Below are 18,143 nucleotides of genomic sequence, written 5' to 3'. Positions count from 1 at the left end.
TACAATGCCGGCTTTCTTTTCGCCGGCGCATGCCCGGCCCCACATCGACAGGTTTGTTTCTTGATCTCCACCGCCAATATCACCATGCAATTCGGGGCTAAACCCCTGTTTGAAAACGTCTCCGCCAAATTTGGTAACGGTAATCGCTATGGCCTGATCGGGGCCAATGGCTGTGGCAAGTCCACACTGATGAAAATCCTGGGTGGCGATCTCGAGCCCTCCGCCGGCCAGGTCATGCTGGAGCCCAATGTCCGTCTGGGTAAACTGCGCCAGGACCAGTTTGCCTATGAGGATTGCTCGGTGATCGATACCGTGATCATGGGCCATGAGGAACTCTGGAACGTCAAGAAAGAGCGTGATCGGATCTATTCCCTGCCCGAGATGAGCGAAGAAGACGGGATGGCGGTCGCGGACCTGGAAGTCCAGTTCGCTGAAATGGACGGCTATACCGCCGATGCCCGCGCCGGCGAGCTGTTGCTTGGCCTGGATATTCCGCTGGAGCAACACAACGGCCCAATGAGCGCGCTGGCACCGGGCTGGAAGCTGCGGGTGTTGCTGGCCCAGGCGCTGTTCTCCGATCCTGATGTGTTGCTGTTGGACGAGCCCACCAACCACCTGGACATCAACACCATCCGCTGGCTGGAAAACATACTGGTGGCCCGCAACAGCACCATGATTATCATTTCCCACGACCGCCACTTCCTGAACAGCGTGTGCACCCACATGGCGGATCTGGACTATGGCGAACTGCGCCTGTTCCCGGGCAACTACGACGAATACATGACCGCCGCCACCCAGGCTCGCGAGCGTATGCTGTCGGACAACGCCAAGAAAAAGGCGCAGATTGCCGAACTGCAGCAGTTTGTCAGCCGCTTTTCGGCCAACGCCTCCAAGGCCAAGCAGGCTACCTCCCGTGCCCGCCAGATCGACAAGATCCAGCTGGAAGAGGTGAAGCCCTCAAGTCGGGTGAGCCCGTTTATCCGTTTTGAACAGGGCAAGAAACTTCACCGTCAGGCGGTGACTCTCAAGAACATGACCAAGGGCTTTGATGATAAGCCCCTGTTTAAGAATCTGAACCTGCAGGTAGAAGCCGGTGAGCGAATCGCCATCATTGGTCCCAACGGCATCGGCAAAACCACGCTTCTGCAATGCATGTCAGGGGCCTACACGCCCGACAGTGGCGAGGTGAAGTGGACCGACAGCGCGGAAGTGGGCTACTTCGCCCAGGACCACACGGCGGACTTTGCCGAGGATGAAACCCTGACCGACTGGATGGCCCAGTGGACCAAGGGTGGCGAACAGCTGGTGCGCGGCACCCTGGGCCGCATGCTGTTCTCCGGTGACGATATCGGGAAATCGGTGCGGGTGATCTCGGGCGGCGAGCAGGGCAGGATGCTGTTCGGCAAGCTGATTCTGCAGAAGCCCAATGTGATGCTGATGGATGAGCCCACGAACCACCTGGATATGGAGTCCATCGAGGCATTGAACCTGGCGCTGGAGAACTATCCGGGTACACTGATTTTCGTCAGCCATGATCGGGAGTTTGTTTCTTCGCTGGCTACGCGAATTATTGAGCTTAAGGCTGATGGGGTGACTGATTTCAGTGGCTCTTATGATGATTATCTTCGGAGCCAGGGGTACTTCTAAGGCTCAGGGTTTGGTGCAGGCGGTCATGTGGGACTGGCTTTCCAAAACACGCTCCTTGCGGCCCATCCATGGGGCGCTTGGGCTCCGCCCCTCTGCGCTTATTGCTCCTGCGTCGCGCAGAGGGTCCTGGGCAGGCCGTCCATGGCCTGCCCGTGAAGAGCTTTTCGCTCTTCACCCCTGGCTCCGCACAGTTTTGGAAAGGCCTACCCGCCCATCCGCTCGTGCCTATGAGTGGCCTTCGAATAACTGAGGAAAAGAACATGGGCGAGACCGAAATTATTGCAGCAACCCGAAAATGGGTCGAAGACGTTGTCGTCGGCTATAACCTGTGCCCGTTCGCCAAACGGGAACTGGTCCGGAACCGGGTTCGGTTTGTGGTGTCGGAAGCCGAAACGGAAGACGAGCTGTTACAGGCCTTGCACTCGGAGCTCCAGCGTCTGGAAGATGAGCCGGAGATTGAAACCACGCTGTTGATCCATCCGGGTGTATTGCAGGATTTCGGGCCCTACAATGAATTCCTTGATGCGGCTGATGGTTTGCTGGCGTATCTGGATATGGAAGGCGTTTACCAAATCGCCAGTTTCCACCCGGATTACCAGTTTGCGGGCACCGAGCCCGATGCGGCGGAGAACTACACCAATCGTTCGCCATTTCCCATGCTGCACCTCTTGCGGGAAGCCAGTCTGGAAGCGGCGATTGACAGTTATCCTGATGTGGATGGGATCCCGCAGAGAAACATTGAACTGATGAACGAGCTGGGCTCGGAGAAGATGCGGAGTATTCTGCGTTCCTGTCTTGATGAATCCACTCGCAAGGTCTGAACAGATGGGACTGCTTTTCGAACAGATTGACAGCCAGCCTTCGGTGATTGGTGAGATCACGCTTCGCAGACGCCGGATTCCGGCGATTGGCGACAGGGATATCTACGAGGTGAAGCTGGGCGAGGAATTCCTGATGTCCAGCATGTTCGTGGATGCCGAAGTGGCTCTCTCTGATATCGGGCTGGGCGAAACCGAGGGCGATGATCTCCGGGTAGTTGTTGGTGGCCTGGGCCTGGGTTACACCGCGGTGGCGGCGCTCAGGCACGAGCGTGTTGCCGAACTGCTGGTGGTTGAGTATCTGAAACCCGTTATCGGATGGCATCAGCAGGAGCTGGTGCCTCTTGGTAAAGATCTGAATGCCGATCCCCGGAACCGCTACGTCCATGGCAGTTTCTTCGACCTGGCAATTGCCGATCCGGCAGAGGGTGGTTTCGATCCGAAGAACCCCGGCAAGCCATTCGATGCCATTCTCCTGGACATCGACCATTCACCCCGGGCGCTGCTGCACGATTCCAGTGCCAGCTTCTACACCGCCAAAAACCTGCGGCTGATGGCGCGGCAACTGAAGCCCCGAGGGGTGTTTGCCATGTGGTCAAACGAGGGCGAGGACGACGAGTTCATGGCCGTTCTCAACGAGGTGTTCACCGATGTGGCCTGCCATGTCGTATCCTTCTTCAATCCATTTCAGAACAGGGAATCGTTCAACACCGTGTATGTGGCCCGCAAGCCGGGTTGAGAAACCGGAGTCTGTATGTCTTTAACCACGCACCGCAGCCGACCCTTCAGCTCCAGCCAGCGTCTGCCTGAGCCGGATCAGCCGCCGGTGCTGCATGAACCGAACGAGGCCGGGGCGTTGCTGGCGGAGTTTATCCATCGCCACCCTCGCTTGCTGATACTGACCGGCGCCGGGGTCAGTACCGATTCCGGTATTCCGGATTACCGGGATGGCGATGGCGCCTGGAAGCGCAAACAGCCGGTTCAGCACAAGGCGTTCATGGAAGATGTGTACACCCGGCAACGCTATTGGGGGCGCAGCCTGATTGGCTGGCCGGTGATGCGTAATGCCAGGCCCAACCCTTCCCATCATTACATCTCTGACCTGGAACTGCTCAACCACAGCAGCCTGGTGGTTACCCAGAACGTTGACCGTCTGCACCAGAAGGCCGGCACCCGGGCGGTGACGGACCTGCACGGACGGGCCGATGAGGTGGTGTGCATGACTTGCGGTTACCGTTGCCCTCGGGATGAGGTACACGACCGCTGCGCGGATCTGAACCCTGGATTCCAGAAATATACCGCCGATACGGCACCGGATGGCGATGCCGATCTGGATGTGGATTTCGAGGATTTCCGGCTGGCGGACTGTCCGAAGTGCGAGGGGATTCTGAAGCCGGATGTGGTGTTCTTCGGTGACTTTGTTCCCAAAGACCGGGTGTATTCGGCCCTGGATACGCTCAAAGCCAGTGATGGCCTTCTGGTGATTGGTTCGTCGTTGATGGTGTATTCCGGCTTCCGTTTCTGCCGGTACGCCAACGAGTGGAACAAGCCCATTGCCACCCTGAACTTGGGGCGGACTCGGGCTGAAGATCTGGTGGATCTGAAGTTGAACGCAAGGATCGGGGAGACCCTGAAGGCCTCCCTCGATCAGTTATAGCGGTGGTTACATCAGGTTGTAGATAAACACCACAGCCACGGCCACCGGAGTCACAAAGCGCACGGTGATCAGCCAAAGATTGAACATGCCCGGTGACAGGGCCAGTTCCTTCTCCATGGCCTCGCGCGACATCACCCAGCCTGCAAACAGGGCAACCAGCAAACCACCCAGCGGCAGCATGATGTTGGCGGTGAAGAAGTCCAGCAGATCGAAGATGGTCTTGCCTTCCAGCATGGGCACAAAGCCGAGGGGAGCGAAGTCAGCCCAGAGGTTCAGGGACAGAATCGAGGCGATACCCAGTCCCCAGCAGACAAAACCTGCGCCCAGTGTGCTGACGGTGCGGTTCATGCCTTTACGCTCCTCAAGCCATTCCACGATCGGTTCCAGCAGTGAAATCCCGGATGTCCAGGCGGCGAAGATGAGCAGCACGAAAAACAGGGTGCCGAACAGGGAACCCATGGGCATCTGACCGAAGGCCAACGGCAGGGTCTGGAAGATCAGGCCCGGGCCGGCGCCCGGCTCAAGGCCATTGGCGAACACAATCGGGAAAATGGCCAGACCCGCAAGCAGTGCCACACCGGTGTCGATGACCGACACAGTTATGGAGGTCTTGGCGATGGAAATATTCTTGGGCAGGTAGGAGCCGTAGGCCATCATCACCGCCATACCCAGGCTCAGGGTGAAGAATGCGTGGCCCAGCGCCACCAGGATCCCGGACGTTGTGAGCTTGGAGAAATCCGGCTGGAACAGGAACGCAGCAGCCTGGCCAAAGTGCCCTGTTGTCATCGCATAGCCCACGACAATCAGCAGGAGCACGAACAGGGCTGGCATCAGGATGCTGACCGCCCGCTCAAGGCCCGAGCGAACCCCCCGCACAACCACAACCATCACCAGCGCCATGAACAGCGTATGCCAGGCGAGCAGGGTGGTGGGATCACTGAGAAGGCCGGAGAAGATCGCGCCGATGGCATCTGCCGACTGACCGGCAATCTGGCCGCTGGCGGTTGTGCCCACGTAGGAAATCGCCCAACCGCCAATGACCGAATAGAACGAGAGAATCAGGAAACCCGCCAGAATGCCGATGGCACCGACCACCTTCCAGACCGGGTTTAGGCCGTCCCGTTCGGCAATCAGGCTCAGGCTCTTGACGGGGCTTCAACCACCGCGACGGCCGATCATGACTTCCGCCATCATGATCGGAATACCGACGACCGCGATGCACAGCAGATAAACCAGAACAAAGGCGCCGCCCCCGTTCTCACCGGTCACATAGGGGAATTTCCAGATATTACCCAGGCCTACGGCGGAGCCGGTGGCGGCAAGAATAAAGGCAAGACGTGATGACCAGAGCCCGCGTTGGGCGTTTGAACCTTCAAGCGCTCCTGAATGGCTGGCGGCATCTGATGAAGTGACAGACATAACTATCTCCCGGAGTATTTGTTTTTGTGTCAGGGTTTGAGAAGGAAGCTGCAGTCAGCCACAGCTTCCTGAGGGGTGCGCCGGTGTCAGCTCAGCCGGTGCGAGCCAACCGCTCGGGTGCCAGGCGGGCTCCGGCGGTGTGCTTTTTGAACCGTTCCTCGGCCAGTTCGTTGGCGATCTCCCCGGTGGGGCGCCCCGAGCGGTCGGAACGGTTGAAGATTTCGGTCAGGGTGTCGCCGATGGTCTCGACGTGGGCACGAACCGTTTCTGGTGTGGCCCCGGTGCGCTCGTAGAACACGTCGATGATGCCGCCGGCGTTGATGGCAAAATCCGGCGCATAGAGAATGCCCCGGTCCCGCAGCATGGCATCATGCTCCGGGTGTTCCAGCAGATTGTTGGCGGCGCCGGCGACAATGCGGGCCTTCAGTTGGGGAATGCTGTCATCGTTCAGTACTGCCCCCATGGCACAGGGCGCTACCACGTCCACAGGCAGTGACAATATGTCTTCGGCAGCCGCTGGCTTGGCTCCCAGCTGATCCACGGCCCGCCGCATATTGTCGTCATGGATGTCATAGACCCAGAGATCAGCGCCGGCATCCTTCAGGTGTCTGGCCAACCGGAAACCGACATTACCGATGCCCTGAATGGCTACCTTCAAACCGTTGAGGTCGTCCCGCCCAAGTTTGTGTTTTACCGCTGCTTTGAGGCCGATAAAGGTGCCGTAGGCTGTCGCCGGTGACGGGTCGCCGTTGCTTGGGTTGCCGTCGAAGCCGGTGCGCGAGGCAATTCCCGCAACGTGGCTGGTGTGTCGGCCCATGACCTTGAGGTCGGGTACGCTGGTGCCCGAGTCTTCCGCCGCAATGTACTGCCCGCCAAGACTTTCCAGATGCCGGCCCATGGCCTCCATCAGCGCTTCGGTTTTCTGTTTGCGCGGGTCGCCAATAATCACTGACTTGCCGCCACCCAGATCCAGGTTGGCGAGGGCCGATTTGTAGGTCATGCCCCGCGAAAGGCGCAAGACATCGCGAACCGCCTCTTCATCGGAGGCATAGGGAAACATTCGGCAGCCTCCCAATGCGGGGCCGCGGGAAGTGTTATGGATGGCAACGATGGCCTTCAGGCCGGTTTCGGGATCGCAGAAAAAGGACAGATGTTCGTGGTTATCGAACTCGGGATGGCTGAATAGCATTGTGAAATCCTCTCCCACCGGCCGGATCTCGGCATGAGCGGGTATCTTGTTCTTGTCTGCCGGCTTGTGGCCGGCGTTCCGATTTCAGGTGTCCGGTATATCCGCTGGGGGGTGGCCCACCGAAAGTGCCCTTTTGGGGCTGGACGAAAAACAAACTAGCGGCAATTGACGTTAACGTCAACATGCGAAAGTGAACTATCCGATACAAGGCTCATCCCCGGATTCGGGCGCCTCCCCGGTAAACATTTGGGGCAATCATGAGGTTAAATGCCCTCTTGCGTTGCGCGGATCTGGTCCATTAGTCGCAGATATGCCCCTTTCTGCGGAAACTACCTATACGCGGATCGGAGAAACTGACCTAGCTTCCCCGGATGTCTGTCGCTTCCTATTCTTATCAGCTACAGCCGGCCCGGGTACGGGTGGAGTTTTTCCGGCTGCTTCCCATCTCGTTATTCGTGGTGGCATTTGGCGCTGCCTTTGGATTGGCAGCTACCCAGAAAGGCCTTGAGCCGCTCCAGGCGGTGCTGATGAGTGCGACGGTGTTTGCCGGGGCCTCCCAGTTTGCCGCCGTCGATATGTGGGGCACCGAGGTATCTGTACTTCCGATGATCGCGGTGGTCTTTGCCATCAATTCCCGCCATCTGCTTATGGGCGCTTCGCTGTACCCGATGCTGAAAGATGTATCGCCGGGCAAGCGCTATGGTCTCTTGCTGTTGCTGACCGATGCCAACTGGGCGGTTTCGGCCCAGGAATACCAGAGTGGCCGACGAAACCTGGAGGTTATCCTTGGTGGCGGGTTGGCTCTTTGGCTGGCCTGGATCATCGGGACCGGTCTGGGCGTCTATTTTGGTGGCCTTCTGCAGGATCCCAAATCCCTGGGCCTGGACATGGTTCTCGGCTGCTTCCTCCTGGCCATGGCACTGGGCGGCAAGAAATCCCCGAGAGTGCTCGTGGCCTGGACCGTCACAGCGCTGGCTTCATTGGCGGCCTGGAAATGGTTGCCGGCGAATACCCACGTCGTCGTGGGCGCGCTCGCCGGTGGTGCGATCGGGTTCTTCTGGCTCGAGCGAAAGCCTGCGCCTGCTTCTGACGCGGAGGACAGCACCCATGACCGTTGAGACCACCACAGCCGGTATTCTGTTCCTGATTGCGATCATGACCGCCGTTACACTGGTAACCCGTTTTGGCGGCGTGTTCATCATGTCGTTCGTGAAGATCAATCCTCGTATCGAGAGCTTTATCAACACCATGGCCAGCTCGGTCCTGATTGCCATCATTGTGCCCATGGCCGTGACGGGGGACGCTGGTGCGCTGGCGGCCCTGACCACGACGGCGGTTACCATGCTGGCGTTGCGTAAACCTCTCCCGGCCATTGCCGCCGGGATTGCCGCTGCCGGAATCGTGCGGTTTCTGGCCTAACCTCTCGAATCTGAAGTGATTAAAAAGTGCTCAAGTCCGGGGGGCTGCGGCCGATATACCTGTGTAGTAATTACAGGTGCCCAAAGCCATGATTTCCTCCAGCCAGATTTCGCTTTTCCAGGACAGTTCCCGCCAGGTATCGGCTTTCGACAGCACGCAGCTCCGCATCAACCGGCAATCTGCCGCTGCGCCGCAGGCCAATGAGAACGCGGTTGGCTCAGAGTTAACGCTCATGCGCCAGGCTGCCTATCGTTACAGCAGCCAGGAGCAGCTCGCCTTCAGCGGCAGCAGCACCGTGACGGATGGCGGTCAGCAGAGCGTCTTTACCAGTGCGCAGCTTGCCGAGAAAACCTCGGAGTTGTTTCTGATGGGCCAGCAGGCACTGAGCGTTAGCCGTGCCGCGCTCGGTGGTGATGCGGGTGTTGAGGGTCGGGGCAGTGTCTCGGTTTCTGCCGGACGCTATATGTTTTACTCGGAGAGCGAATCCAGAAGCTTTGCCTCCACTGGCACCATCGCATTGGAGAATGGTGAGACCATCGACTTCACCCTGTCACTGCGACAGTCCCAGTCCCGGACCTACGAGTACTCGGAACTGGTGCAGATTCAGGAACGGCCACTCACCGACCCTCTGGTGATCAACTTCGGCTCTGCCACAGCCCGCCTGACCGATACCCTCTTCGAGTTCGACCTGAACGGTAACGGTGAAACCGGGCAGTTTGCCACCCTGGGCAGCGGTAGCGGCTACCTGGTGCTGGACCGAAATGGCAACGGCAAAGTGGACGACGGCTCCGAACTGTTTGGTCCCCGGAGCGGCTCCGGCTTTGGCGAGCTGGCCCGGTTCGATGACGACGGTAACCGCTGGATTGATGCCAGTGATGAGATCTTTAAATCGCTGTCCGTGTGGGTGCAAACCGCGGACGGCTCCCAGGCTTTGAAATCCCTGGAGGAAGTCGGGGTTCAGGCGCTGTACGTGGACAATGTAGAAGACCGCTTCACGCTGGCCAACAGTCAAGGTGTGCCGCTGGGCCAGATCAAGGGTTCGGGAATCTATCTGACGACCGACGGTGAGGTTCGCACCCTGGAAGAAATTGATCTTGCCGAGCAGAACACCGCCGACGCGCCGGCCGCCGAGACGGTACTGAGTCGCGACAGTGGCTCGCCGGATCGCGGTGGTAACGGTCTGGTTGAGGCCCGGGTGGAAGCGATCCGCTCCGCGCTTGAGAAGCTCAATGAAATCCGCGAGAAGCAGAAGGCATTTATCGAAGAGTCAAAGGATTCCGGTAAGCCGGAATCTCCCATCGTCGATTACCTGAAACTGATCGACAAGATGCGCTTGGAGATGCTGAACAGCCAGGATGAGAAGAAGCAGGCGGCGAGCCGGTATCTGGAGTTTGCCAGCTTGTAGGGATTGACTCCGAGGCAGGTCCGGTCGGGGGCAAGGCTCCCAAAAATGTGCGGAGCCAGGGATGGCGGAGCCAAGCGTACACGGACGTATTCACAGCGTTTTTTGGGAGCCTTGCCCCCGGCCGGGCCGTCTGTTTACTCCATGGAGGGCTTGGTCATTGGATTGGTATTTATCAGGGCCAGCTCTCCAATGCCGGGTAGTTTTACCCCCAACGCCAACGGGTTAATACCGAAAGAGAGGCCTAGAAGGTTCAATTCCAGTCCCTCGCGAATGCCTGCCAATACGCCAAAATACCCGCCCAGCGAGACCTGATAACCCGCGCCACCCGGAACCTCTGCGATAATACGGTCGCCGAGGTAGTCCTTGCCGATCGCGTGGTTCGGCAGAGCCACATCGAGACCCTCAACCTCCCTGATTACCCAGGCCACGAAGGTGTTGCTGTTGGGGCCGGGCCAGGCTTCGTATTCGGTCGGGTAGGGGTAGGACGCCACTGCCTGGTAGATGTCGGGAATCAGCTTTTCGGCTTCTTCGCCGCGGATATCGGCATAGAGGTCCGGCTTTGCACCGTACCAGTGTCTGTCGGGCTCACCGGGCCGTGAATTTACCACGTAGCTGCGCCAGCCAGTCACCTCATGAACCCGATAATGGCTGGCCCCTTTTTCCTTGGTGGCTATCCAGGTATGGACAGCAAAGTAACCTCGCCAACTCCAGGCCCGGGCGCCGTATACCTGAACGATGGCTTCCTCGGCCTGTTCTGGCAGAGGGGCAATTCGGGCGCTTTCCCGGGTGGCTGTTTGCCAGCTCTCGGCTCCCTGCAGGCTGCCACTGGTGGCCAGCAGAATCGGGCCAGCCAGCAGCAGGAGCACGGCGCCGAAGAACCAGCCGGTGTATCTGAAAAATCGTTTCATGAACTCAGTCCGAAGCGTGGGGTAGACGGGACCCTCTGAGTGACAGAAAGTTCCTCACGACTACCTGGATTATAGGGGACAGATACGCCAGCCGTGGGTTGGCGGATGAGGCTTGTACCGGTCTGTGGTTTGCCGTGAGGACGCTTGTCTTCTAGGCTCAGAAATACAAATCGCAATTCCCAGGAGGCTTTAATGTCTGACCATCACGTGTACAAAAAAGTGGAAATTGTCGGGTCTTCCAAGAAAAGCATTGAAGACGCCATTGAGAATGCACTTGAGGAATGTGGTAAAAGCGTTCGCAACATGGAGTGGTTTGAGGTAACCGAAACCCGCGGCCATATCGTTGATGGCAAGGTGGGCCATTATCAGGTCGTAATGAAAGTCGGTTTCCGTATCGCCAACAGCTGAACAGGCGCTCCCTAGTTACTGCGAATTGCCCGGTGCCGAATGGACGAGACCAGCTGGTTCATCAGCTCCCGGGCCTCGCCCTCGTGCAGGCTTTGGCATTTGTCCTGCAAGACCCGGCGATCGTGATTGGATGAGTCGCTAGGGACATCTTTTAGCAGGTCCAGATACTGGCAGGCCGCAAGGTGCGCCTTGATCTCGGCATCAATCAGCCGGGTAACCAGTTCATCGACGGACTCTGTGCAGAAGGGGCGGTTCCGGTTAAGCAGCTCTCGGGCCTCCAGGGCCGCATTGCGAGCTTCCAGTCTGAGTTCGCCGGCCGCTTCGCCGCCTTCAACCGCCCTCAGGAACATGCCCAGGCGTTCATGAAGATTCCATACCTGTGGCCAGATCCTGGCGTAGGCTTCCACTTCTTTCTGATAGCGGGCTTCTTCAACTGGGGAGCCTGAAGCGCCATTGCCGGACTCACCCGGACGATTGAATTGTGCTACCCGTATGTCGTCAACTTCCCGCCACAGCGTATCGGAACGCTCCCGTAATGCGGTCAACTGGTCCTCGCTACGCCGGCGAGCGCCCGATCCGATGAACAGGGCAATCACGGCCAGGCCCAGGGCGGCCGCTGAAAGCAGAAGCGGCAGGCCGCCTGCCGATAACATGCTCCACAATGGGTCTGTATCCATGGTGTCTGACCCCCGCGTAAATCCAGTCTGGGTCTATCAGTATAGAAGTTAATCCGGCGTCTGCTGTCGGAAGGGCAGGGCGGATTCCGCATCGCTGAAATAAGCACGCACGTGGTCCGCCTCCTCTCGGGTGAGGTTTTCTATGGCTTCGCGGAAGCCGGGGTGCAGAACGCCATGCCAGGAGTGGGTGATTACCGGCTCAAAGCCACGTACCAGTTTGTGTTCGCCCTGGGCGCCGGCATCAATATGGCTGAGGCCGAGGTCCATCGCCAGTTCGATGCCCTGGTAGTAGCAGGTTTCAAAGTGCAGGTGGTTATATTCGTCAAGGCAACCCCAGTAACGCCCGTAGAGGGTGGTTTTGCCCGCCAGGAACAGGGCACCGGCAATCATTTCGCCCTCGCGCACTGCCATCACCAGATGTACGTGTTCGGGTAGCTGTTCCAGAAGCAGCTCAAAGAATCGCTTGTTGAGGTAAGGTCGTTGGCCCCGTTTCAGATAAGTCGCCTGGTAAAACACATAGAACGCGGAAAGCACGTGCTCCGGAATATCCCGGCCATGAAAGCGTGTAAAGGAAATTCCCTGGTCCGCAACCTGGCGACGTTCCTTGCGGATGGACTTGCGCTTGCGGGAAGTCAGCGCCGCCAGGAAGTCCTCGAAATTACGGTAATCATGGTTATGCCAGTGGAACTGGCATCCGATGCGATGTAAGGCCTGCTCGTGTTGAAGCAGCTCCTGGTCCTCTTTGCCGGGAAACAGCAGGTGCCAGGAGTGGGCTCCAAGTTCATCGGTCAGCCTGTCCAACAGGTGATGAACCTGTTCCGGTACCAGCTGTTGTCGAATGTCCGGATCCAGCAGCAGCCTTGGGCCTGAGGATGGCGTGAAGGGAATGGCGATCAGTAATTTTGGATAGTACGCCAGCCCATGCCGCTGGTATGCATCGGCCCAGGCCCAGTCAAACACATATTCCCCCATGGAGTGGCTCTTCAGAAAAGCCGGCGCAAGGCCGACGATTCTGCCAGCCTTTCGGAACACGAGGTGACGTGGCGACCACCCGGTCTCCGGGGATGTGCATCCGGACGCTTCCAGTGCCTGGAAAAACTCGTAACGAAGAAATGGATTGCTATGCCCAGCCAGCCGCTCCCACTCAGGGGCGGGAATATCATTGATGCTGGTGCAGGTTTCCAGTGTGAGAGTCGCTGGTCCGGGTTCTGACATGGTGAGGGAAAACTCCTTTATGTACCCGATACCATACGTCAGAAGACGGCTTTTGATCACCCCGGGGTCAGTGTAAAGGTTCTGCAAAGTGGCCTGGCCCGAATCAGTGGTTTGCGGGTAGCGTGTTAGACTTCAGCAGCAACTGTGGTCGGCACGACAGGTGGAGAAGCGACATGCAGAACAGGGTGTTACTGGTCGAGGACGATGATGAATTGCGGGAATTGCTTGCCCGTTACCTGACCAATCAGGGATTTACCATTCGGGAAGCTGCCAATGGCCGGGACGGCCTCGCCCTGGCGCTGGGTCAGGACTGCGATATTGTCGTGCTGGACATCATGCTGCCGGATATCAGTGGCCTCGAGGTGTTGCGGGAACTGAGGGCAGAGACCCATCTGCCCGTGGTATTACTGACCGCCCGGGGCGACGAAACGGATCGAATCGTCGGTTTCGAGGTTGGTGCCGATGACTATATTCCCAAACCCTGTAATCCGCGCGAGCTGGTGGCCCGGCTGCAGGCGCTTTTGCGGCGGATTGCCTGGGACCAGAAAACCGAAGTCAATGCGGCCCGGACCTATGGCGACCTACGTGTCGAGCCGGGCCATCGCCGAATTTACCAGAATGATGTGGCGATGGAGTTGACCGCCACCGAGTACGAGGTTCTGCAGGTTCTTCTGGCACACGCAGGCAGCGTGGTCCGCAAAACCGATCTCATGCAATGGGCGCTGGGCCGGCGCCTTGAAGCTTACGACCGCACCCTTGATATGCACATCAGTAACCTTCGCAAAAAACTGGGCAACGACGACCCGCCCCGTATCGAAACCGTTAGGGGGCTGGGGTACAGCTATCGGGTGCCAGAATGAAACAGCGGCCCATGTTCCCTCTGTTCTGGCGGATCTTCCTGTCGATCTGGCTGGCTATGGCGGTCACCGTGGTGGCCAGTAACCTTGCAACCAGGATGCTTCTGGACCGGGAGCGGGAAGCCATCGAGCGCCAGGCAGGTCTAAGGGATCTGGCCGAAGAAGCTATCGCAATTCGCGAGGCCGGCGACCGTGGCGAAGCGTGGCGTTTTCTGCGGGACGAAGGCGAGCGTCTTGAACTGTTTCTGGTGTTGCTCGAACAGGATGAAAACGATGGCAAGCTGCCCTCGTTCATCCGCGACCGCATGAAATCCGGCTGGTACCCGCAGAAACCCGCGGTACTGGACGTTGGCGGCGGTTACCGGTTGGTGGCCTGGCCACGGGTGCAGGGCGCCGGCTGGCTCAACCCGAGATTCTTCAGGGCCATCGAGCTCGGGCTGGCCCTGCTGATGATTTCACTGGCGTGCTGGTGGATCGCCCGCCTGGTATCGCGACCGTTGAAACACATGGAAAGCACCGCCCAGGCGATTGCGGCCGGTGATAATTCTCTGAGAGTCAGCGAAAAGATCGCCCAACGCCGGGATGAGGTGGGGCAACTGGCCACGGCTTTCAATGCCATGACCGAACAGCTCTGCAGTCTGCTGGAACGCCAGAAACATCTGCTTCGGGATATTTCCCACGATTTGCGAACGCCGCTCACCCGCCAGCGTATAGCCATTGAGCTGGCAAACGAGGCCGGTGCAGATGAAGAGCTGATGGCCAGCATTCTGCGCCAGAACGAACGGCTTGAAACCATGACCGGTCAGATACTGACGTTATACCGGGTTACCGAAGCCGGCGGCGATATCGAGCGCGAGCCCCTCCGGCTGGTGCATGTGATCAATCAGGTTCTCAAGGATGCAGCGGACTATGCCGAACACCAGGGTGTGGACTGCAAACTCGTGGTGTCGCCGGAAAGTTCAAGGGCGTCGGTGCTGGGTGATGAAGGGCTTTTACAGCGAGCCATCGACAACATCCTGCAGAATGCCCTCGACCACACGCCACCTGGCAGGGCTGTTCATCTGGCCGTGACGGTGGCCGATGACTGGTTGACGCTAACGGTTGATGACGAGGGGCCGGGCGTTCCGGATGAGCTGATCGGCCAGCTTTTCGAGCCGTTCTTCCGCGCAGACAAGTCTCGCGGGGGCACGGGCTGGGGGCTTGGCCTGGCCATTGCCAGAGACATCGTAGCGGCCCACGATGGCGTGATCGGGGCAGCAGCGGGAGAAACTGGCGGCTTACGGGTGACGCTTCGCCTTCCGGTGTTTTTCGGGGGCGGCTGACTCCGGCTCCGGGTCGGAAGGTTTCAGTTTTTCGGCGCCGGAAAAGTCGATACCCTCCTGCAGCTCGTCTTCGTCAAAGCGGATTCCGCAGGCCGCTTTCCGAATCTTCGCGGGCTTTGCCGTGCCCGGGTTGTTGTATTCGTCTTCAGAGGCCATAGGTCGTTGTCCATGAAAAAAGATTACCCCGTTCCGGCAGGATACCTTGAGCGTGAAACGGAAGTGAAGAAAAGCCGGTTCATTGCCCGGGTAGCCCCGGTGAGTTCGCGGGAGGAGGTGAAGGACTGGCTGGAACAGGCCCACCAGGACCACCCGGACGCCCGGCATATCTGCTGGGCCTACCAGATCGGGCGTCCCGGTTCTGCCGCCGAAGCTGGTATGAACGATGATGGTGAACCGTCCGGAACGGCCGGAAAGCCGATTCTCAACGTGATTCAGCACAAGGATATGGGGGATGTGCTGGTGATGGTGGTCCGGTACTTTGGTGGCATCAAACTGGGCGCAGGTGGCCTGGTGCGAGCCTATGCCGGAGCTGCAGAGAGCGTGCTGTCGGCTGTTGATCGGGTGGTCCAGAAGCCCATGGTGGACGTGCTGGTGCTCCTGTCATTTGCTGACGAGCAACCGCTGCGGCACTGGTGTGAGATGAACGGGGCATCGGTGGAATCGGTGGATTACGGGGCCTCGGTACGGGCTGGTGTTCTGGTCCCCGAGGATCAGGTCGAGGCATTCGGAGCCTTCTGCGATGCCCATAAACTGGATTACAGTTTAGAAAGGTGACGGATCCCGGGGGCATCGTTGTGCGTCTGCGAGGCGTATACTGTTCGTAAATCTGAGTCTCAATCGAGGACAGGAATCATGATGCGTTTTCTGATGTTAGCGGTTGTTGCACTGGCCATGACCGGTTGTGCCAGCAACGTGGTGACCGACTACAACTCTTCCGTGGTTTTCGGTAATTATGCCTCCTGGGCGTTTGCCGGTGGCACCGATTCGTCTTCCTTTACCTCACTCGACGGCACTCGGGTGCGCAGTGCCGTTGAGCGAGAGTTGAATCGCAAAGCGCTGAAACAGGTCCCTGAAGCAGAGGCCGACTTGCTGGTGAGCTGGCAGATCGTGCCCGAGGAGCGTCTTGAGCAGACGGGGCTGGGACTCGGATTTGGTTTTGGTAGCGGGAATTTCGGCTGGGCCCTGTCTGCGCCGCCACCCGTACGTGAAATTGAAGAGGGAAAGCTGGTTGTAGAGCTGGCAGACAGCAAGTCGAAAGAAGTTGTCTGGCGCGCCGCCAGTCGGCGCTATCTCAATGAAAACCAGTCACCCGAGACCCGAAGAGAACTGATCGACGAGGTCGTGGCCGAAATGTTTACCAAGTATCCTCCTGGTCTCGATTGAAGGCGTTACAAGACAGGAATAGCACGGAGACAGAATGAAGAAGCGATCTGAGGGCGGTCTGGTTTTTTCGACCGAGCAGGGGCGTATGTGCCCGGATTGCCGTAACCCCGTGAATGAATGTACCTGCGTTACATCATCACGGCCTGCCGGGGATGGCATTGTCAGAGTGAGCCGGGAGACCAAGGGTCGCAAGGGTAAGGGTGTCACCCTGATTACCGGCATTCCACTGGACGACAAAGAACTGAAAGCCTATGCCAAGGTGTTGAAAGCCAAATGCGGCACCGGTGGCACGGTAAAAGATGGTGTGGTCGAAATCCAGGGCGACCAGCGGGATCTTCTGGTTCCGCTGCTTGAGCAGAAGGGGTGGACGGTTAAGCGCGCCGGTGGCTGATGGTATAACACGCAAATCCCCCACGCTCACGTTACAATAGAGCCCGCGTTAACAAATCCCGAGTTTCATACCAACCGGAATCTGCCCAGAAATCCCTGCAATTATGCCGTTGGATGGCGGATTCTGTTCGACCGGAGGCAAGCATGCATATACTGGTTTTGGGCGCAGGCGTTGTGGGTACTACCACGGCCTGGTATCTGCAGAAGCAGGGGCACCAGGTAACTGTGGTTGATCGCCAGAACCAGGCCGGCCTGGAAACCAGTTATGCCAACGGCGGTCAGATCTCCGTTTCCCATGCGGAGCCGTGGGCCAACCCGTCCGCCCCTCTGAAAGTCATGAAATGGCTGTTCCAGCCCGACGCGCCCCTGCTGTTCCGGCCAAGACTGGATCCCGCCCAGTGGCGCTGGGCGCTCTCTTTTCTGGGACAGTGCACCTCGGCCCGGGCTGCCCACAACATCCGCCAGATGGTGAATCTCGGCACCTACAGCCGCAGCCAGTTGCAGGCTCTGCGTAACGAAGCGGGCATCGAGTACAACCATCTCGAGAAGGGTATCCTGCACTTCTACACCAATCCTGCGGAGTTTGATGGTGCCATGGAGCCGACCCGGATCATGCAGGATCTGGGGTGTGACCGTCAGATTATCGATGCAGACCGGGCGGTAGAGTTGGAGCCGGCACTCAAGCCGATCCGCAACCGGATTGCCGGGGCAACCTACACCTCGGAAGACGAATCCGGTGATGCCCGGATGTTTACCCAGAACCTTGCAAAACGCTGCGCGGAGGCCGGCGTAGAGTTCCGGTACGGCACTGAAATCCTGGGCTTCGAACGCGCCGGCGAGCGGGTACTCGGTATCCAGACGCTCCGGGACGGCCATCATGAGACGCTGCGCGCGGATGCCTACGTGCTGAGCATGGGCAGCTTCAGTGCGGCGCTCGCCAGTCAGCTCGGTATTTTCCTCAACATCTATCCGGCCAAAGGCTATTCGATTACGGTACCGGTGAAGAACGAGGAGGCGGCGTTCAATGTCAGCCTCACTGACGACGAGTACAAGCTGGTTTATTCCCGCCTGGGTGATCGCATGCGCGTGGCGGGCACGGCCGAACTGAACGGCTACAGCCGGAAACTGAACTATACCCGCTGCCGCGCTATCGTGCGCCGCACAGCGGAAGTCATGCCCGAAGCAGGTTACTGGGATCAGGCGGAGTTCTGGACCGGCTTACGGCCTGCGACGCCTTCCAACGTGCCGTACATCGGAAAAAGCCACTTCGCCAACCTCTACCTGAATACCGGACACGGCACCCTTGGATGGACCCATTCCTGTGGTTCCGCCGCGGCCCTTGCGGACATTATTGACGGCCGCAAGCCTGAAGTGGATTTTACGTTTTCCGGGCTATAAAAAAGGGGCCAGATGAGGTGTGTCATCTGGC

At 58.7% G+C, this 18,143-nt stretch carries 19 protein-coding genes and 1 pseudogene; 14 read left to right on the top strand and 6 right to left on the bottom strand.

Going from position 1 to position 18,143, the window contains the following annotated elements:
• Window positions 1-60: 60 nt before the first annotated feature.
• The 4 genes from ACP86_RS03405 to ACP86_RS03390 all read left to right on the top strand — a co-directional run bounded on the left by ACP86_RS03405 (window position 61) and on the right by ACP86_RS03390 (window position 4,122).
• Window positions 61-1,647, top strand: a complete 1,587-nt coding sequence (locus ACP86_RS03405) for an ABC-F family ATPase (RefSeq protein ID WP_008173914.1) — start codon at window positions 61-63, stop codon at window positions 1,645-1,647.
• A 260-nt stretch (window positions 1,648-1,907) separates the two neighbouring features.
• Window positions 1,908-2,468 (top strand): DUF1415 domain-containing protein, encoded by a 561-nt coding sequence (locus tag ACP86_RS03400; protein WP_053112764.1) that lies wholly within the window; start codon window positions 1,908-1,910, stop codon window positions 2,466-2,468.
• 4 nt (window positions 2,469-2,472) lie between these two features.
• Window positions 2,473-3,204: a spermidine synthase gene (locus ACP86_RS03395; RefSeq protein WP_053112763.1), complete on the top strand. Its 732-nt coding sequence runs from the start codon at window positions 2,473-2,475 to the stop codon at window positions 3,202-3,204.
• A 15-nt stretch (window positions 3,205-3,219) separates the two neighbouring features.
• Window positions 3,220-4,122: an NAD-dependent protein deacetylase gene (locus ACP86_RS03390; protein WP_053112762.1), complete on the top strand. Its 903-nt coding sequence runs from the start codon at window positions 3,220-3,222 to the stop codon at window positions 4,120-4,122.
• 6 nt (window positions 4,123-4,128) lie between these two features.
• On the opposite strand, the pseudogene ACP86_RS03385 reads toward ACP86_RS03390, so the two are convergent.
• A pseudogene (locus tag ACP86_RS03385) lies at window positions 4,129-5,541 on the bottom strand (sodium-dependent transporter).
• A gap of 91 nt (window positions 5,542-5,632) precedes the next feature.
• On the bottom strand, window positions 5,633-6,730 hold the full coding sequence (locus ACP86_RS03380; RefSeq protein ID WP_053112761.1) for a Glu/Leu/Phe/Val family dehydrogenase: 1,098 nt from the start codon (window positions 6,728-6,730) through the stop codon (window positions 5,633-5,635).
• 371 nt (window positions 6,731-7,101) lie between these two features.
• Here ACP86_RS03380 and ACP86_RS03375 point away from each other — a divergent pair, with 371 nt between their 5' ends.
• The 3 genes from ACP86_RS03375 (at window position 7,102) to ACP86_RS03365 (ending at window position 9,554) form a co-directional block, all read left to right on the top strand.
• The gene (locus ACP86_RS03375; RefSeq protein WP_008173926.1) at window positions 7,102-7,848 is read left to right on the top strand and encodes an AzlC family ABC transporter permease; all 747 of its coding nucleotides are present in this window, start codon (window positions 7,102-7,104) and stop codon (window positions 7,846-7,848) included.
• Window positions 7,838-8,149: an AzlD family protein gene (locus ACP86_RS03370; protein ID WP_008173928.1), complete on the top strand. Its 312-nt coding sequence runs from the start codon at window positions 7,838-7,840 to the stop codon at window positions 8,147-8,149. The genes ACP86_RS03375 and ACP86_RS03370 overlap by 11 nt, the downstream gene beginning before the upstream one ends.
• An 88-nt stretch (window positions 8,150-8,237) precedes the next feature.
• Entirely contained in the window at window positions 8,238-9,554 is a 1,317-nt protein-coding gene (locus ACP86_RS03365; RefSeq protein WP_053112760.1) for a hypothetical protein, read from the top strand.
• Window positions 9,555-9,688: 134 nt separating this feature from the next.
• Here the strand turns inward: ACP86_RS03365 and ACP86_RS03360 are convergent, their stop codons facing one another.
• Window positions 9,689-10,462, bottom strand: a complete 774-nt coding sequence (locus tag ACP86_RS03360; RefSeq protein WP_008173932.1) for a DUF3750 domain-containing protein — start codon at window positions 10,460-10,462, stop codon at window positions 9,689-9,691.
• A 192-nt stretch (window positions 10,463-10,654) separates the two neighbouring features.
• On the opposite strand from ACP86_RS03360, the gene ACP86_RS03355 reads away from it, so the two are divergent.
• The gene (locus ACP86_RS03355; protein ID WP_008173934.1) at window positions 10,655-10,870 is read left to right on the top strand and encodes a dodecin; all 216 of its coding nucleotides are present in this window, start codon (window positions 10,655-10,657) and stop codon (window positions 10,868-10,870) included.
• 11 nt (window positions 10,871-10,881) lie between these two features.
• Here the strand turns inward: ACP86_RS03355 and ACP86_RS03350 are convergent, their stop codons facing one another.
• A complete protein-coding gene (locus tag ACP86_RS03350) occupies window positions 10,882-11,547 on the bottom strand; it encodes a hypothetical protein (RefSeq protein WP_053112759.1) in 666 nt (221 codons plus the stop codon).
• A gap of 48 nt (window positions 11,548-11,595) precedes the next feature.
• On the bottom strand, window positions 11,596-12,762 hold the full coding sequence (locus ACP86_RS03345; protein WP_053112758.1) for a GNAT family N-acetyltransferase: 1,167 nt from the start codon (window positions 12,760-12,762) through the stop codon (window positions 11,596-11,598).
• Between the two features lie 173 nt (window positions 12,763-12,935).
• Here ACP86_RS03345 and ACP86_RS03340 point away from each other — a divergent pair, with 173 nt between their 5' ends.
• Together ACP86_RS03340 and ACP86_RS03335 are read left to right on the top strand one after the other, a co-directional pair.
• Entirely contained in the window at window positions 12,936-13,622 is a 687-nt protein-coding gene (locus tag ACP86_RS03340) for a response regulator transcription factor (protein ID WP_008173941.1), read from the top strand.
• Window positions 13,619-14,941 (top strand): sensor histidine kinase, encoded by a 1,323-nt coding sequence (locus ACP86_RS03335; protein WP_008173942.1) that lies wholly within the window; start codon window positions 13,619-13,621, stop codon window positions 14,939-14,941. The genes ACP86_RS03340 and ACP86_RS03335 overlap by 4 nt, the downstream gene beginning before the upstream one ends.
• Here the strand turns inward: ACP86_RS03335 and ACP86_RS03330 are convergent.
• Window positions 14,897-15,097 carry a hypothetical protein gene (locus tag ACP86_RS03330; protein WP_008173944.1) on the bottom strand — a complete coding sequence of 67 codons (201 nt, stop codon included), beginning with the start codon at window positions 15,095-15,097 and terminating at the stop codon, window positions 14,897-14,899. The two genes, ACP86_RS03335 and ACP86_RS03330, sit on opposite strands and share 45 nt — an antisense overlap.
• 12 nt (window positions 15,098-15,109) lie before the next feature.
• Here ACP86_RS03330 and ACP86_RS03325 point away from each other — a divergent pair, with 12 nt between their 5' ends.
• From ACP86_RS03325 to ACP86_RS03310, 4 genes are all read left to right on the top strand, one after another.
• Window positions 15,110-15,715, top strand: coding sequence for a YigZ family protein (locus ACP86_RS03325; RefSeq protein ID WP_008173946.1), 606 nt, complete (start codon window positions 15,110-15,112; stop codon window positions 15,713-15,715).
• A gap of 81 nt (window positions 15,716-15,796) precedes the next feature.
• Window positions 15,797-16,324, top strand: coding sequence for a DUF4136 domain-containing protein (locus ACP86_RS03320; RefSeq protein ID WP_176443056.1), 528 nt, complete (start codon window positions 15,797-15,799; stop codon window positions 16,322-16,324).
• 34 nt (window positions 16,325-16,358) lie between these two features.
• Window positions 16,359-16,715: a translation initiation factor Sui1 gene (locus tag ACP86_RS03315; protein ID WP_008173950.1), complete on the top strand. Its 357-nt coding sequence runs from the start codon at window positions 16,359-16,361 to the stop codon at window positions 16,713-16,715.
• 143 nt (window positions 16,716-16,858) lie between these two features.
• The gene (locus tag ACP86_RS03310; RefSeq protein ID WP_008173952.1) at window positions 16,859-18,112 is read left to right on the top strand and encodes a D-amino acid dehydrogenase; all 1,254 of its coding nucleotides are present in this window, start codon (window positions 16,859-16,861) and stop codon (window positions 18,110-18,112) included.
• Window positions 18,113-18,143 lie beyond the last annotated feature (31 nt).

The sequence above is a fragment of the Marinobacter sp. CP1 genome, assembly GCF_001266795.1.
GTDB classification, from domain to species: Bacteria; Pseudomonadota; Gammaproteobacteria; order Pseudomonadales; family Oleiphilaceae; genus Marinobacter; species Marinobacter flavimaris.
This window is presented reverse-complemented; position numbering and strand designations above follow the sequence as displayed.